General features: G+C 66.5%; 14 protein-coding genes and 2 pseudogenes. 11 read left to right on the top strand and 5 right to left on the bottom strand.

Going from position 1 to position 16,566, the window contains the following annotated elements; genetic code table 11:
- From VML93_RS17765 to VML93_RS17750, 4 genes are all read left to right on the top strand, one after another.
- On the top strand, positions 1-416 hold a 416-nt coding region (locus tag VML93_RS17765; protein ID WP_325612632.1), incomplete at its 5' end, for a hypothetical protein.
- A 44-nt stretch (positions 417-460) separates the two neighbouring features.
- A complete protein-coding gene (locus VML93_RS17760) occupies positions 461-2,077 on the top strand; it encodes a class I adenylate-forming enzyme family protein (protein ID WP_325612630.1) in 1,617 nt (538 codons plus the stop codon).
- Positions 2,064-2,837 (top strand): class II aldolase/adducin family protein, encoded by a 774-nt coding sequence (locus VML93_RS17755; RefSeq protein WP_325612629.1) that lies wholly within the window; start codon positions 2,064-2,066, stop codon positions 2,835-2,837. The genes VML93_RS17760 and VML93_RS17755 overlap by 14 nt, the downstream gene beginning before the upstream one ends.
- Positions 2,838-2,928: 91 nt before the next feature.
- Positions 2,929-4,197, top strand: a complete 1,269-nt coding sequence (locus VML93_RS17750; protein ID WP_325612627.1) for an amidohydrolase family protein — start codon at positions 2,929-2,931, stop codon at positions 4,195-4,197.
- A gap of 7 nt (positions 4,198-4,204) precedes the next feature.
- Here VML93_RS17750 and VML93_RS17745 read toward each other — a convergent pair whose 3' ends face one another.
- A complete protein-coding gene (locus tag VML93_RS17745) occupies positions 4,205-4,507 on the bottom strand; it encodes a hypothetical protein (RefSeq protein ID WP_325612626.1) in 303 nt (100 codons plus the stop codon).
- Positions 4,508-5,120: 613 nt separating this feature from the next.
- Here VML93_RS17745 and VML93_RS17740 point away from each other — a divergent pair.
- Positions 5,121-5,690 (top strand): annotated as a pseudogene (locus tag VML93_RS17740) (PPE family protein); the annotation flags it as partial.
- A 211-nt stretch (positions 5,691-5,901) separates the two neighbouring features.
- The gene (locus tag VML93_RS17735; RefSeq protein WP_325612624.1) at positions 5,902-6,951 is read left to right on the top strand and encodes an alpha/beta hydrolase; all 1,050 of its coding nucleotides are present in this window, start codon (positions 5,902-5,904) and stop codon (positions 6,949-6,951) included.
- Positions 6,952-6,997: 46 nt separating this feature from the next.
- On the opposite strand, the gene VML93_RS17730 is transcribed toward VML93_RS17735, so the two are convergent.
- Positions 6,998-7,240 (bottom strand): hypothetical protein, encoded by a 243-nt coding sequence (locus VML93_RS17730; protein WP_325612623.1) that lies wholly within the window; start codon positions 7,238-7,240, stop codon positions 6,998-7,000.
- Between the two features lie 101 nt (positions 7,241-7,341).
- Between VML93_RS17730 and VML93_RS17725 the strand changes: the two genes are divergently transcribed.
- Entirely contained in the window at positions 7,342-8,181 is an 840-nt protein-coding gene (locus VML93_RS17725) for a class I SAM-dependent methyltransferase (RefSeq protein ID WP_325612634.1), read from the top strand.
- Here VML93_RS17725 and VML93_RS17720 read toward each other — a convergent pair.
- On the bottom strand, positions 8,165-10,099 hold the full coding sequence (locus VML93_RS17720) for a serine/threonine-protein kinase (RefSeq protein ID WP_325612622.1): 1,935 nt from the start codon (positions 10,097-10,099) through the stop codon (positions 8,165-8,167). The genes VML93_RS17725 and VML93_RS17720 overlap by 17 nt on opposite strands.
- 58 nt (positions 10,100-10,157) lie before the next feature.
- A pseudogene (locus tag VML93_RS17715) lies at positions 10,158-10,397 on the bottom strand (serine/threonine protein kinase); the annotation flags it as partial.
- Between the two features lie 252 nt (positions 10,398-10,649).
- Between VML93_RS17715 and VML93_RS17710 the strand changes: the two are divergent.
- From VML93_RS17710 to VML93_RS17695, 4 genes are all read left to right on the top strand, one after another.
- Positions 10,650-12,053 carry an MFS transporter gene (locus tag VML93_RS17710; protein ID WP_325612620.1) on the top strand — a complete coding sequence of 468 codons (1,404 nt, stop codon included), beginning with the start codon at positions 10,650-10,652 and terminating at the stop codon, positions 12,051-12,053.
- Between the two features lie 48 nt (positions 12,054-12,101).
- Positions 12,102-13,697: an arylsulfatase gene (locus VML93_RS17705; protein ID WP_325612619.1), complete on the top strand. Its 1,596-nt coding sequence runs from the start codon at positions 12,102-12,104 to the stop codon at positions 13,695-13,697.
- A gap of 88 nt (positions 13,698-13,785) precedes the next feature.
- Complete coding sequence (locus VML93_RS17700; RefSeq protein ID WP_325612618.1) at positions 13,786-15,012, top strand: FAD-dependent oxidoreductase; 1,227 nt, start codon at positions 13,786-13,788, stop codon at positions 15,010-15,012.
- A complete protein-coding gene (locus VML93_RS17695) occupies positions 15,005-16,000 on the top strand; it encodes a Gfo/Idh/MocA family oxidoreductase (RefSeq protein WP_325612616.1) in 996 nt (331 codons plus the stop codon). The genes VML93_RS17700 and VML93_RS17695 overlap by 8 nt, the downstream gene beginning before the upstream one ends.
- 3 nt (positions 16,001-16,003) lie before the next feature.
- Here VML93_RS17695 and VML93_RS17690 read toward each other — a convergent pair.
- Positions 16,004-16,566: sugar phosphate isomerase/epimerase family protein (locus tag VML93_RS17690; protein ID WP_325612615.1), on the bottom strand; the 563-nt coding region annotated here is incomplete at its 5' end.

The raw sequence follows: 16,566 nt of genomic DNA, 5'->3' as shown, positions 1-16,566 counted from the left end.
TTATCTTCGGCGTGACTCTGGGTGGTGTTCTGGCGTACCAGGGTGAGGCCATGCGCAAGCGAGTGGTCGAAGCGGTGCCTGCAGCCGAACGCGCACCGGCCTTCGCCGCTTTCACCAGCGGCACGGTGCCCTCCGATCCGGCGCAGCGATACGCGGCGGCCCGGTTGGCCGTGGCTTACCTGGGTAACAAGACGGACGATGAACTCAGGCGGCGCGAGAGATCGGGGTGGATATTTTCCGCGATCGGCGTCGCGATCATGGTCGTCGCGGCGCTGCTGCAATCCACCACCTACGCCACTCTGTATTTCCTGGCGCTGGCATTGATCGTGGCGATAGCGCTGCCTTTTTCTGTTCTGCGCAGCCGACGACTTCGACACAATCTTGCGCAACTCAGGGCAGGCCTGCCGTTTGGGTAGCCGGGCCTGAGCCGGGCTGTACCGGGTTTTCCTATGATCGGGTGATGAGCGTCGGTGGGCTGGCGGCCCTGGGATCGCCGGCATTCGCAGCCGAGGACGCCGCCCGGTACCGAGCACAGGGTTGGTGGTCCGATCTGACGCTGTCCGACGCGGTACGCGCCAACGCCGTTCACTCACCCGACCGCGCCGCCTATGTCGACGTACCGGGCGCGCAACTCACCTGGGGTGAATTCGACAATGCGGCAAGTGCTCTGGCGCGCCAGCTGACCCACATCGGAGTGACGCGCGGTGACCGGGTCGGGGTGTGGCACGGTGACTCGGGCGCCATCCACGCACTGTTCGTCGCGGTGGAACGTTGCGGCGCTGCCGTCGTCGGGATCGGCGCGCGCGCCGGGACCCGTGAGGTCGCCGCCATACTGCAGAGTTCGCAGCCCAAGTTGCTGATCAGCGACAAGCAGCGCAGCGCAGCCGCGACCGGTGTAACCGCCGATTTCGGACTGCCGTTGCTGGTCATGAGTCACGAAGCCCTGCGCCTGAACACCCACGTCGAGGCCGGGGAACCGGCGCTCGAGTCCCGACTCGGCCCCGACGAGGTCTTCCTGATCAATTCGACGTCCGGCACCACGGGTCTGCCCAAATGCGTCGTGCACACCCAGAACCGGTGGTTCTACTTCCACCAGAAGGCAGTCGCCAACGGCGTGCTGACGTCCGACGACGTATTCCTGCCCGTCATACCCATGCCGTTCGGCTTCGGCGTCTGGACCAGCCACACCACCCCGATCTACCTCGGCGCCACCGCGCTGATCCTGCAACGGTTCACACCAAGAGCGGCCTGCGAGGCCATAGCCCGGCATCGGGCCACCGTATTATGCTGTGTCAGTACACAATTGACGATGATCATGGCCGACGGCGCGGCCCGGCACTGCGACCTGAGTTCGTTGCGCGTCGTGTTCGCCGGCGGCGAGGCGCTGCCGTTCCGGCCGGCCTCCGAGTTCGAGGAACTCACCGGCGCCAAGATTCTGCAGTTCTACGGCTCGAACGAGACCGGGATGCTCAGCGCGACGACGCTGGACGACTCGCGGCAACGCCGACTGCGCACCGGCGGCCGGATCGTGCCGGAAATGGCGGTCCGACTCTTCGACGGCGATCGCGACGTCACCGACACGGGGCTAGGCCAGCCCGCGTGCCGGGGCCCCGCGACCAGCCTCGGCTACCTCGGCGGCACCGACCATGACAAGCTGTTCACCCGCGACGGGTGGATGCGGATGGGCGATATCTGTGAGGTTGACGACGACGGCTACCTGAGTATCAGGGGCCGAACCTCCGATTTCATCCTGCGCGGCGGAAAGAACATCAGCGCGGCGCAGGTCGAGGACGCCGTCACGACGCATCCCGCGATCGCGGTGGCGGCCGCGGTCGCGATGCCCGACCCGGTGTTCGGCGAAAAGGTCTGCGTCTATACCGAACTCGTCGACTCGCACACCATCGACCTGCCCGGGATCGTCGAGCATCTACTGGCACAGGGAGTCTCGAAGGAACTGCTCCCCGAACGTCTGATCGTTGTCGACGAACTGCCCCGATCGTCCGGCGGCAAGGTCGCCAAAGGCAATCTCCGCGAAGACATTCGAACCCGGATGGAGGCCAATCATGAACGCTCCTGACGCACGTCGCGGTGGCTTGCAGGTGTGGGCACCGTCGGTGGTGCCTCCGATCGGCGTCGAGCTGTCCAACCAGCAGGCGCTCGCGGTGGCGTTCCGTCATCTCGCCGCGATCGGCTTCGCGGAGAATATGGCCGGGCACATCACCTGGCAGCCCGACGGACAGACGGACATGTTCGTCAACCCGTGGGGACTGTGGTGGGCCGAACTCACCGCGTCGGACATCTGCGTGGTGGACAGCAACGCCAGGGTGGTCCATGGTCGCTGGGACGTGACCCCGGCGATCCACATCCATACCGAACTGCACCGGGTCCGCGATGACGCGCGCGTCGTCATTCACAATCACCCTTACTACGTCTGCGTGCTCGCCGCGCTGGGGCGGTTGCCCGAACTGGTGCATCAAACGGGTTCGCTGTTCCTGGACGACCTGTGCCTGGTCGACAGTTACGACGGCGAAATCGACAGCCCTGCCCGCGCAGCGGATCTCGCGGCCCGCATCGGGGGTGCCAACCTCACGATTCTGGCCAACCACGGCGTCATCGCGACCGGTCGCAACCTGGCCGAAGCCGTCTACCGGGCGGCCTCGATAGAGCGAGTCTGCAAGCTGGCCTTCGACGTCCTGCTGACCGCCAAGGAACCGGTGCAGATGAACTGGTCGGATATGGCGGGCATGCAACGATCGCTGATCGAACGAGCCGCCGACGTGTACTGGGCCGGCGCCGCACGGATGACGATCAAAGCCGACCCCGATGTCCTCACCTGAGTTGCCGAGCAGACGCAAAAGCACCCCAGCACGAATTGGGTGCTTTTGTGGCTGCTCGCGCCACTACTCGAACACAAGGAGACTGCCGACCATGAAATCGATTGACGATCTGGCTGCGAACCTGGATTTCACGACCGCCAAGACCGGCGCGGAACGTTCGGTCACGTTGCTGCCCGACCCGCCCCGGGCCCGTCGCCGCTACACGGTGATCTCGGTCGACGATCACATCGTCGAACCGCCGGATACCTTCACCGGCCGTCTTCCGAGAAAGTTCGCCGATCGCGCGCCCAAAGTCGTCGACACCGAGCAGGGCGGACAGACGTGGGTCTACGACGGACAGGAACTACCCAATGTCGGGTTCAACGCGGTGGTCGGGCGGCCGGTGTCCGAATACGGCTTCGAGCCGGTTCGCTTCGATGAGATGCGCAGGGGTGCATGGGATATCCACGAGCGCGTCAAGGACATGGACCTCAATGGCATCTACGCGTCGCTGAACTTTCCGTCTTTTCTGCCCGGCTTCGCCGGCCAGCGGCTGCAGCAGGTCACCAAGGATCGCGACCTGGCGATGGCCTCCGTGCGCGCCTGGAACGATTGGCACTTCGAGGTTTGGGCGGGCTCCTATCGCGACCGGATCATCCCCTGCCAACTGCCCTGGCTGTTGGACCCAGAGGACGGCGCAAAGATGATCCGCGAGAACGCCGAGCGTGGATTCCATGCGGTGACGTTCAGCGAGAACCCGGCGATGCTCGGACTGCCGAGCATTCACTCGGGTCATTGGGATCCGATGATGGCAGCGTGCGCCGAGACCGGCACGGTGGTGAATCTTCATATCGGATCTTCGGGTTCCTCGCCGTCCACCAGCGAGGATGCGCCGCCGGATGTGCAGGGTGTGCTGTTCTTCGCCTATGCGATTTCGGCGGCGGTCGACTGGCTGTACTCGGGCCTGCCCAGCAGGTTCCCTGAACTCAAGATCTGTTTGTCGGAAGGCGGAATCGGCTGGGTCGCGGGCTTGCTGGATCGCCTCGACCACATGCTGAGCTATCACGCGATGTACGGCACCTGGCAGGCGCTGGGCGAGAGTTTAACTCCCGCAGAGGTTTTCACACGAAACTTCTGGTTCTGTGCAGTCGAGGACAAGTCGTCGTTCGTGCAGCGCGACCGGATCGGCGTGGACAACATCATGCTGGAGGCCGATTACCCGCACTGTGACTCGACCTGGCCGCACACCCAGGAGACGATCCATGAAGAGATCGGCGACCTGCCACCGGACGTGATCCGCAAGTTCAGCTGGGAGAACGCTGCACGCTTGTACCGCCACCCCGTGCCGGTGGAGATACAGCAAGACCCCGAGGCATTCTGACCGGGGACTACACGCACCCGCTGACGCTGACGCGGCGGCCGACATTGGCGCACACATTGACGCGCGGTGGTGGCGGGGGCGGCGGATAGTCCTCCGGCAGGGGGGCGTAGACGCCCGGCGGCGGCACATAGGGGCCCACCGCGTCGGCAATATTGGTGCACCCGCTCACCGAAATGCGGCGGCCCGCGTTGACACATACATCTGCGAGCGCCACGCCGGAAGGCTCGATAACGGCGAACACCTCAGGAACAGCGGTGAACGCCAGTACGGCGATAGCAAACACGGCGCTTGGCCGCTTCCAGGGACTCATTGAGATCTCCTTGCTGCTGCCCGAAATTCCCGCCGGAGCACTGAAGTATATCCGTCCCCGGCGCGACGAGGGCGGGTTTGGTGTGCGCGAAGCCGACGCATATAAGTCCCGCAACTTGTGAAGGGCTGGGTGCGGAGCGCCGGCAGCCCGGGGTCGCGCGTTACGCCGTGGCGTGAACCATCACACCGAGGTCTTGAAAATATCTGGTACACAAAATGTTTCAGGCTTCAAGAAAATTTCGCGTCCGGCCCGGCGAGGGTATGGCATGGAAATGCGAGGAGTCGCGCTCCGGAATTCTTCCGGACCGGCTCAAAGATTTCGTGGAAATGCGGATGTCGCGCGGCCCTTACCCATAGAGTCTCTTGCTGCTGGGCTGCTCGAGAGACCGGGCAGCCGCCCAAGTCTCGGTGGGAGGCGCGCGATGGTGTCGGTGGTCACGTGGGCGGCGACGGCCGCCGGCGATGAGGCACCTGCAGGTATCGGGAACCTGAATCGCGGGTGTGCCGGGGGTCGAGCGCGTGCGGGCAGTGGGTGGGGGTTCCTAGGTGATCACGGTGGCCGCCGCCGAGGGGGCGGTCCGGCCGACTAACGCCAGCTGACAAGGACGGTCCCGATGAATTTTTCGCTGTTGCCGCCAGAGATCAATTCGGCGCTGATGTATTCCGGCGCCGGGTCGACGCCCATGCTGGAAGCCGCGGCCGCGTGGGAAGGGCTGGCGGCCGAACTGGGTTCGGCGGCGGCCTCGTTCGGATCGGTGACTTCGGGACTGCTGAATGAGTCGTGGCAGGGCGCGGCGTCGACGGCGATGGCGGGCGCGGCCGCCCCGTACGTGTCGTGGCTGAACGCCGCGGCGGCCGGCGCCCAGGGGGCGTCCGCCCAGGCCAAGGCGGCGGCAGCGGTGTTCGAGTCGGCGTCGGCTGCGACGGTGCATCCGGCGGCGGTGGCCGCGCAGTTGACACCATGGCAGGCCGCGCTGCAAAACCTGCAGAGCCTGTCCGGCCAGGTCAGCAGCTCCGCCGCCGCGGCGGGTCTGGCCGGCGTGAACAGCAGCATTTTGAACTTGGGGTTGGGGAACACCGGCCTGCTCAACGTGGGCAGCGGTAACACCGGTGACGCCAACCTGGGCAGCGGCAACACCGGTCACGCGAACGTGGGCAGCGGGAACAACGGCTCGGCCAATCTGATAGCTGCGGTCAGGGATCGTGCGCCTTAACTAGCTGCTAGCTGCGCTGAGTGATGTCCGTATCGTATTTGCTGATCACAATGCGCAAAAGCTGTAAATCGTGTGTTGCGTGGCTATTGCGCACAAGCGCGTCAGGCCCGCCGTCGGTCCGTAGTTTCGATCGCAACAGTGCAGTCGGGACCTCTCGACAGCGACCGACAAGGAGCCCACTATGTTCGCTCAGCCCAGCTCGACCACGGCATTTCAGACGGCACCTGCTGCGCCGCGGTTGCAGCGACGGGGCGCGAACGCGACCGGCTGTGTCGAGCGCACGGTGACCACGAGCGACGGCGTTCGCCTCGCCGTCCGCGACTACGGCTCGGCAGCTGCCGCCGACCACACGGTCGTTCTGCTGCACGGCCTGATGCTCACTCAGGAGAGCTGGGCTGCCCAGGTTCTTCAGCTGCAGCTGCGGTGGGGCAGCAGCGTACGTGTCATCACCTACGACCACCGCGGCCACGGTCGTTCGACCGACGCCCCGATGGACACCTACCGCATCGAGCGACTCGCCGGCGACCTTGCTGAGGTGCTCACCGCCCTGCAGGTCACGGGGCCGCTGACGCTGGCGGGACACTCGATGGGCGGGATGACGGCGTTGGCATACTTCGGCCGTCCCGCCGCCGAGCGTCCGGTGCAGCCGCAAGGCCTCGTCCTGGTGGCCACCGCGGGCGGCCGGCTCAGCGAGCGAGGACTGGGCCGCTTGCTGGGCACTCCCGTCACGGGCATGTTGTACGACGTCGTGCAGCGCATGCCCCGACGGGCCACGGACCGGGTGATCAAGGGTCTCATGCGGCCCGTCCGCGAAGCCGTGATCAACCGTTCCGCACCAGGAGGCGCCGACCCGAATGCCGTCGCCGCGGTGACCGCATCCGCTCTGCGCTCCATGTCGCTGGCGACCGCTGCCGGTTTTCTGAAGAGCCTGCAGCGCTTCGACCAGTACCACACGCTGACGTCCATCGCGGCCACGACCATCGTGATCAGCGGCGGAAAAGACTTGACCACCCCGCCTGCACACGCACGGGATTTGGCGGCGACCATCCCCGCTGCCACCCACCTGCACCGGGCCGACGCCGGGCACATGCTTCTCCAGGAAGTGCCGCACGTCGTCAGCGCCGCGATCACCTGCGCGATGGGCAAGCACCGCAGATCCGTCTGCGTGGCGCACCCGAGGGGTTCGCGTTACAGTTCGCCCGCCCGCCAACTTGCCGCCGTCGGCTCCTGAAGATGTGCTGAAAATCGTTTAGCACCAATGGAACTATCGGCTCGCCTCAGCGGGCGAGGGCCTGCACGAGGAGCTCTTTGATCTCGGCAATGGACTTTTCCAGCGCGCTGATGCGGCGGTTGGTGTCTTGGGCGAGGTCCTCGACTCCGCCCAACCGGTTGCTGTATTCCCTCAGCGCGTCGCCGAGCACGCGCTGAGTGGCTCCGACGGTCTTGATCCCCGAGAGCGCATCAGCCAGGGAAGCCTCGATGGTCAGGATGCGACGCGACAGGTTATCCGCAGTGGTCACCCTGGCATCGTAGGCGCTGCGCAGCCCCGATGCGGTTGGTCTCGCAGGACTACCGTGGCGAATGGATGCCCGGCTGGATCGGCAGCGCGGGGGGAGGAGCGATCGTGACGACAGCCAAAGTCGATTTCAGCTCGGTGCGGTGGGGCTCGGTGGAGTGGACGAATCTGGTCACCTTGTACCTGCGCGCCTATGAAAGCCGCACGCGGCGGCCAATTCTGGGTGACCACGCTGCGGCGGAGGCGGTCGACCGCATCGACTACGACTTCAAGCGGATGAAGCGATCGATGGTGCCCGCGTCGAACCAGTACATGGTTGTGTTGCGCGCCAAGCAGCTCGACGACTGGTGCGCAGATTTCCTTGCCCGCCACCCCGACGCCATTGTCCTGCACCTCGGCTGCGGCCTCGACGGGCGCGCGTTCCGGCTCGATCCACCGTCTACCGTGCTCTGGTTCGACCTAGATCAGCCAAGTGTCATCGAGTTGCGCCGCCAGCTCTACAGCGACACCGAGCACTACCGGATGATCGGGTCGTCGGTGACCGATGCACAGTGGCTGGACGGCATCCCGACCGGTCGCCCCACGCTGATCGTGGCCGAGGGCCTGCTGATGTATCTCCCCGAGCCCGAAGTCCGCCGGCTGCTGGACCGCTTGACCGCCCGATTCGACCACGGTGAAATGCTTTTCGACACACTGTCCCCGGTGGCGCCGCCGATGTCGAAGGTTCTTACCAACGGCATCGTCAAATGGGGCATCCGCAACGTCCGCGACCTCGAGAAGTGGAATCCGCGGCTGCGGTTCCTCAAGCAGAGGTCGGCGCTGGCCGGTTACCAGAAAATCGAGTCGACTCCGGTGCGATGGATCTACAAGCTGGTTTCGGTGCTTCCCATGGGCGACTACGACATGCTCAGCCGCTTCGAGTACCGCGTCAGTGGATCTGAGTAGCCAGTTTGTTGACCAGCGCTTCGTTCAGATAGGCGGTGGCGGCCGGACCCCCAGTGTTGAGCGCCGCGATGGTGGCCGGGTCGTCAATGATGACCAGAATCCCGCTGTATGCGCTGAAACCCGTTGGTAGACCGTTATATCCGCCGCCTCCGGCGGCTGGGTCGGTGCGGCACAGCAACATAACGTCGGTGGACTGGGCTTGGCCCAACGCGCTCGGGGTGTCGAGCGGCACCTCGGGTGGGTCGGTGGCGCGACGTTGGTAGTGAGTGTTGTAGGCGAATCCCAGATTTTCCAGGTACCTCGTCGGGGGTGACATGTTCGCCGCCGCGGTGGTGGCGGTACCGGAGAAGTTGACGACGGTGATCGACTTGCCGCCGAAGACCGGGTGCCGGGACTTGATCTTGGCTAGTTGCGCCGCTGAATCCGTGATCAGTGTTTTTGCGGTGTCCGAGCGGCCAAGCGCCCGGGCGATCCAGGTCAGCTGCGCCTGCCACGTCCACTCTGGTGTTTCCGGGCGGGTCAGCGTGGGCGCGACGGCTGCCAGCTTGTCGTAGGTGGCTCGGTCGATCTCTCCGGTGTCGATGATCAGATCCGGTTTGCCCGCCGCCACCGCTGCCGGATCCGGAACCCCGAGCACCGGAGGAGCCGAATGGACAAGGGACTGAAGCCAACTGGGCAGTTTGCCGGGGATGCCGCCGATCACGACGGGTTGGACACCCAGCGACAACACCGCATCCGGATCACCGGGTCCCAGTGCCGCGATGGCCAACGGCCGGTGCTCGAGTTGTACGGCGCCGTACATCCCGGTGAGTGTCTGCGGCTGATACGCCGCCAACCCGGCGCCGCGGTGGTGCCCGACCAACAGAACGGTCACCAAGGCGACCACGGCGGCCACGGTCAGGGCCAGCGCGCCCAGCATCAGGCCCCGCTTGACCCGTCGGGACGGGCGCCCAGAGCTGGCCGGAAACTGTTGCCCCAGTGACGTTGTGGGCAGCGTAGGCGGACGCGGCGCGGCCGGATACGACACCGGTGGGGTTGTCCAGCTGCGCGTCTGGGACCCGGTATCCGGGGTCGCGGCGGAACCGCTCAATGCGGCCGCGGCGGCGCCGGCCAATTCGCCCGCGGTGGTGAATCGATCGGCTGGGTCCTTGGCCATCGCGCGGGCAATCACCTCGTCGATCGCCGGTGGCAGGCCGGGGGCCAGCTCGCTCGGCCGTGGCACCGGCCGCATCATGTGGGCCACCAACATCGCCGGGAGCGAGCCAGTTTCGCCGTAAGGTGTCTGTCCGGTCAGCAGCCGAAACAGTGAACAGCCCAGCGAATAGATGTCGGCCCGGTGGTCGGTCGGGCCGCCTTCGATCGCCTCGGGTGCGGCGTAGGCGGCGGTGAAGACCAGCGAACCGGTGGCGGTCAGCGATGTGGCGTCGTCAAGCGCGCGGGCGATCCCGAAATCGGCAAGCAGCGCCCGCTCTTCGGGGGTTGCCGGCGCGGAAACCAGGAAGTTCCCCGGTTTGACGTCGCGGTGTAGCACCCGGCGGGAATGGGCGTAGTCGAGCGCCCTGGCGACGTCCGTGGTGATGCGAACGATCCGCGCCGGCGTGAGGTTCGCGGGTGCCAGATTGCCGGCGGCAGTGCCGTCGACATACTCCATCGCGATCCACAGTTGGCCGTCGTCGGTTTCGCCGCGGTTGAAGACGGTGACGATGTTGGGCTGATTCAACGTGGCGGCCAGGTCGGCTTCGCGGATGAACCGGGACCGGAACTGTTCGTCCAGGGAGAGTTCGGTGGACAGGATCTTCAGGGCATCGCTGCGGGGCAGCGTCGGATGCCGGGCCAGATAGACCGTGCCCATTCCGCCGGAGCCCAGCACCCCCTCGATCCGGTAGCCGGCGACCACCGTCCCCACAGCTAGCGGCATGGAAGACGCATCACACCTGTTGCAGGCCAACAGATTTGAGCAGCTTTTGCGCTCACCCCGCCGCCAGTTTCAGCACCCGGTTGTCGCCCAGGGTGGCGACGTATAAGTTGCCGGCGCCGTCCACCGCGACACCATGGGGACCCTGCAGGTCGGTGAACGGCAGCACAGTGGGCGCGGACGAACCCGCCGCCAGTGCCACCACCCTGTTGTTGCCGGCGTCGGCGACGTACACGGTGCCGGCGCTGTCCACAGCAACCGTGCTGGGTTCGTGCAGGCCACCGAACGGCAGAACCGACTGTGCCGGTTGCGATCACGGCGACGAATGCGACGACGCCGGCCAGGCCCCGCCGCACCCCGCGCCCAGCCGGCGCATCGTCCATATCAGCCTCCTTGGCATTAGCGTTTCAGACACGATAAGTCCCGCCGCGGCCTCGCGCCGAGCGGGTCGGCAAAAGCCGCGGGTGGCTGCTGAATTCTCCGAAGCGTGGCCAGATCTCGCCCACGGCCGGAATTCCGTTCGTGGCTGTATTCCTACCGTTACTGTCGAGACGTGACCTCGGCCTCTGACCGCACACAGTCGCGCTGGATACTGACGGCTGTCTCGACGGCACTGTTCTGTGTTCAGATCGACTACTTCGCGATGAACCTCGCATTGCCACGCATGGCGTCGGATCTGCACAGCACCACCTCCGACCTGCAGTGGGTGATCAGCGTCTACATGCTCGCGCTGGGTGCGTTCATGGTTCCCGCGGGCCGCATCGGCGACATCTTTGGGCGCCGCCGCGCGCTGCTCGCGGGGATAGCGTTGTTCGGGGTCGCATCGGTGCTTTGTGCCGTCGCACCATCCGCAGCTGTGGTGATCGCATTCCGGGCGGTCCAGGGGCTGGGCGCCGCCTTTATCTTTCCGGTGTCCGTCAGCGTCCTGACCAACGCGTTCCCCCCGGAACGGTCCAGTCACGCTATCGGATTGGCTTATGGCATAGCGGGATTGGGTAACGCTGCCGGTCCGCTGGTGGGCGGATTGCTCACCGAAACGCTGGGCTGGCGCGCCATCTTCTGGCTGCTGGTGCCGTTAGCCTCGGTAGCCCTGCTGATCGGCATGAAGACTATTCCGGAGTCGTCCGACGAAACCGCGCCGCGGCGCCTCGATCTGGGCGGTCTGGCGCTGATCACTTCCGGAATCGGGTTGTTCACCTTGGCATTTGACCGAGCACCGAGCTGGGGTTGGCTGTCGGTGCGGACGGTCGCGATGTTCGTTGCGTCGGTTGCCATCCTGGGCGCGTTCGTCGCCGTCGAGACACGAGTGCGCCACCCGCTGGTCGACCTGTCGCTGCTGCGCAACTCGCACTTCACCATCCTGGTCATCGCCGGCACCATCGCCAACATCGCCTACACGGTGACGGTGTTCTTGTCGACGATGAATCTGCAACTGGTGCGCGGACTGGAGCCGATGGTCGCGGGCATCGCCTTCCTCGGCCCGTCGGCGGGCGCGGCGCTGGGCGGGGTGATCTCGGGGCGCCTCGCGTCGCGCTATTCGCCCACCGTGGTGATGGGGATCGGCTGCTCGGTGGCCGCGGTTTCGCTTGGGGTACTGGCCGCTTCGCAGCAGTGGGTGGTGTACCTCGCTGCGCTGACGGCCTGCGGTTTCACCATGGGCCTGGCCTACGCGTTCACCACGATCGCGACGCAGGCGGCGGTGTCGCCCGAGCGGGCAGGCGAAGCCGCCGGTGTCACGCTGACCTCGCTGGTCACGCTCGCGGGCGTCGGCGTGGCCGTGTCGGGCACGGTACTCGAGATGCTGCAGAAACACGGCCTGAGCACCGGTAGTGCCATCAGGCTCATCCTCGCCGTCATCGCCGCGCTGCTGCTTCCCGCCGGCCTGGCCGTACTGCGCACCACATTGAGTATGCGGGGCGTGCGCGCGGACCAACAGGAAGACGCCGCCGCCGATTAGTGAGCAGGACGTTCCATCCGGGCGCCGGACCTGACAGGATGCTTCAGCGTGAAGCGCCCCAACTTCCTGGTGATAGTGGCAGACGATCTCGGGTTTTCCGACATCGGCGCGTTCGGCAGCGAGATCAACACACCGAACCTGGACCGATTGGCGTACGCGGGGATTCGGTTCACCGACTTCCATTCCGCGCCGGCCTGCTCGCCCACCCGGGCGATGCTGCTGACCGGAACCGATCACCACATCGCGGGCATCGGCACGATGCTCGAGGTCGCGATCCCCGGATTCGCCGGTTCGCCCGGCTATGAGGGATATCTGAACGACCGGGTCGTAGCTCTGCCCGAACTGCTGCGCGACGCCGGCTACCTGACGCTGATGTCGGGCAAATGGCATCTGGGGCACACGATCGAGACATCACCGTGGGCGCGCGGATTCGAGCGCTCGTTCGCCCTGCTGCCGGCCGGCGCCAGCCACTACGGCGGCGCCAGGGCAGCCGGATTCTCGCCCGTCCCAACGCTTTACACCGAAGACGACCGGTTCGTCACGGTCGGCGACGACTTCTACTCGTCGGACTTCTACGCCGACACCCTGTTGCGCTACTTCCGCGAACGCCGCCCGGATGATGACCGACCGTTCTTCGCGTATCTGCCTTTTCAGGCGCCGCACTGGCCGCTGCAAGCTCCTGCAGAATCCATCGCCGCCTATCGCGGCCGCTATGACGGCGGTCCGGACGCGTTGCGTGAGGCCCGGTTGGCCGCACTCAAACGGCTCGGCCTGTGCCCGGCGGATGTCGCGGCGCACCCGGTGGTCGCGGACGGTGCTGCCGAGTGGGCCGACATGACCGCCGACGAGCGGGCCATCTTAGCCCGCAGCATGGAGGTCTACGCCGCCATGGTCGACCGGATGGACTGGAACATCGGCCGGGTGGTCGACTACCTGGCCGAGACCGGCGAGCTTGACGACACGGTGGTGATCTTCTTGTCCGACAACGGCGCAGAGGGCGCGATCGTCGAGGCGATGCCGCTGCGCGGCGCCCAGATCGCCGCCCAGATCGAAAAGCATTGCGACAACAGCCTGGACAACCTCGGCGGCCCCACTTCGTTCATCTGGTACGGCCCACGCTGGGCACAAGCCGCCACCGCGCCGTCGCGCCTGCACAAGGCGTTCACCACCGAGGGCGGCATCCGGGTGGTCGGCTTCATCACCTGGCCGGGCTTTGCCCGCCAGGACCAGATCGGCACCGCGTTCGCGACCGTCATGGACATCGTGCCGACCGTGCTGGAGCTCGCCGGCACCGAACACCCCGGCATCCAATACCGCGGTCGCGAGGTGGCACCCGTGCGGGGGCGCTCGCTGGTGGCATATCTCTCGGGCGCTGCCGATGCGGTGCATGACGCCGATACCGGCACGGGCTGGGAGCTGTTCGGCCGCCGCGCCATCCGCCAGGGCGACTGGAAGGCGCTCTACCTGCCCGCGCCGTACGGCCCGGGCGCCTGGCAGCTCTATGACCTGTCCGTCGACCCGGGCGAGATCGACGATCTGGCAGCCACGTACCCGGAGAAGCTGGCCGAGCTCCTCGACCTGTGGGACCGCTATGTCGAGGACAGTGGCGTCATCCTGGATCCCATTTCGGTTTATCAAGTGTAAGGCTAGAACTCTTGCGCTACAGCCAATTTCGATGCAGAACCAGACTGTGGGCAGCGGCTGACCGGCCACCACGTATGCTTGGGCGCTGATGGCCGAGACAACCACGTGCGCGATCATCGGTGGCGGCCCCGCCGGGATGGTTCTGGGGCTGTTGCTGGCTCGGGCCGGCGTGGAGGTCACCCTGCTGGAGAAGCACGGAGACTTCCTGCGCGACTTCCGCGGCGACACGGTGCATCCGACCACGCTGCGCCTGCTCGACGAGCTGGGCTTGTGGAAGCGGTTCGCGGCTTTGCCGCACAGCGAGCTACACCGGGCGGCATTCGAAACCAACGGCCGCAAGGTGACATACGTCGACTTCGGGCGGTTGCGCCAGCCCCATCCGTTTGTCGCGATGGTGCCGCAGTGGGACCTGCTGAAGCTGCTGGCCGAGGCCGCCGAAGCCGAGCCGACTTTCACCTTGCGGATGAAGTGCGAGGCCACCGGGCTGTTATGGGACGGCGGCAGGGTCAACGGAGTGCGCTACCAGGGGCCCGACGGCCCCGGCGAACTGCGGGCCGAGTTGACCGTCGCGTGCGACGGCCGGGGGTCGATCCTTCGTCGGGAGGCCGGCCTGAAGGTCCGCGAATTCCCGGTGATCTTCGACGTGTGGTGGTTCCGCCTGCCGCGCGAAGGCGAGACGGAATTCTCGTTCCTGCCTCGCGTGGGTCCCGGCAAGGCGCTGGGTGTGATCCCGCGGGAGGGTTACAACCAGATCGCCTACATCGGGGCCAAGGGGACTGACCCCGAGTTGCGTGCGCGGGGCATCGAGGAGTTTCGCCGCGAGGTCGGCGCATTGGTACCCGAAGCGGGTGATGCGGTGCTGGCCTTGAAATCCATGGACGACGTCAAGCACCTCGACGTCCGGGTAGACCGGCTGCGCCGCTGGCACACCGCCGGCCTGTTGTGCATCGGCGACGCCGCGCACGCGATGTCTCCGCTGGGCGGCGTCGGCATCAACCTGGCGGTCCAGGACGCGGTGGCCGCCGCGACCATCCTGGCCGGGCCGTTGCGGCGGCACCGGGTTACCGATCGCGACCTGGCTGCGGTCCGGCGCCGCCGCCTGTTTCCCACGGCGGTGACCCAGGGGGTGCAGCGGGTGCTGCAGCGAGGGCTGGGACCGCTGTTGCGCGGCGCGGACCTCACGCCGCCGGCGGCGCTGCTCACCGTGATGGAGCGGCTGCCGTGGCTGTCCGCCTTGCCCGCGTATTTCATCGGCGTCGGCGTCCGGCCCGAGCACGCGCCCGCGTTCGCCCGTCGAGAGCCCGGCCATGCCTGAGCCGCGGCAGGTGCGGATCGGCGTGCTGGGTGCAGCCCGCATCGCGCCGATGGCACTGATCAATCCGGCCAAAGACAATGCCGAGGTGGTGGTGGCCGCGGTCGCCGCACGCGATGTGTCCCGCGCCCGGGAATTCGCCGCCAAACACGGCATCGCCCGGGTGCACGACGGCTACCAGGAATTGATCGCTGACCCGGAGCTCGACGCCGTCTACAACCCGCTGCCGAACGGCTTGCACGGCAGGTGGACCCGGGCCGCACTGGCCGCCGGCAAGCACGTGCTGTGCGAAAAGCCGTTCACGGCCAACGCGGCCGAGGCCGGCGAGATCGCCGCGCTGGCCGCGCAGTCGGACCGGGTCGTGATGGAGGCATTCCACTACCGCTACCACCCGCTGGCGCTGCGCGTCGAGGAGATCATCGCCTCGGGCGAGCTGGGCAAGCTGCAGCGGGTGGAGGCGGCGATGTGCTTCCCGCTGCCCAAGTTCTCCGACATCCGTTACAACTACTCGCTTGCCGGTGGCGCGACGATGGATGCCGGGTGCTATGCGGTCCACATGGCCCGCACCTTCGGCGGTGCGACTCCGGAAGTCGTTTCGGCACAGGTGAAGCTGCGCGATCCGCGGGTCGACCGGGCAATGACGGCCGAATTACTTTTTCCGGCAGGGCATTCCGGCCGGGTGCGTTGTTCGATGTGGTCGTCGAATCTGCTGCGGATGAGCGCCAAGGTGCTGGGCGACCGCGGCGAGCTGAGTGTACTCAATCCGGTTGCACCGCAGTTCTTCCATCGGTTGTCGGTCCGATCTGCCGACGGTAAACGCGTGGAGCGCTTCGGGCGCCGCCCTTCCTACGCCTATCAGCTCGACGCTTTCGCGGCCGCCGTACTGCGTGGCGAGCCGGTCAAGACAACCGCGCAGGACGCCGTCGAGAACATGACCGTCATCGACGCGATCTACCGCGCGGCCGGCCTCCCGCTGCGCCAGCCGACCTGAATATCACATCTCGGACAACAAGCGGCGTGCCGCTTCGACGCCGGGGCGCAGCCGATCGATGTGGCTGACCCCGGCCAATGCCAGTGACCGTTGCGGGATTTCGAGTTCGAGCACGATGCCGGTGGGCAGCGCGCGCAGCAAGTCGTGCAGCGGCAGCTCGCCTTCGCCGGGAACCATGCGTTCGTACATGGCTTCCTCCATGTAGTTATCGAGGCGCGGCTGCAGCGTCGTGTCGTTGAGTTGGGCGTAGCCGATCTGCGTGGGATCCAGTGCGGCGAGGTCGGCCGCGGTGGACCCGGACCGCACCAGGTGCATGGTGTCGATCAACAGCCGGAAGTCGGGTCTCGCGACGTGTGCCAGAGCGGCCAGCGCCGTGGGCAGGTCGCCGACGGTCAGGCCCGGTACCGGTTCGACGACGGTCTCGATATTCCGTTGGGCGGCAAGTTCTGTCAGAGCGGCGAACTGGTCGAAACTGCGGCCGAGGTCGGGATCGAGGCTGACCGCGTTGATCCGGGGCACGCCCAGCTGCGCCAAAGCGTCGAGATCCGCTGAGTACGTGCCCATCT

This window comes from Mycobacterium sp., assembly GCF_035499775.1.
Taxonomy (GTDB): Bacteria; Actinomycetota; Actinomycetes; order Mycobacteriales; family Mycobacteriaceae; genus Mycobacterium.
The sequence above is the reverse complement of the archived record's forward strand: the minus strand, read 5'-3'. Positions and strand labels throughout refer to the sequence as shown.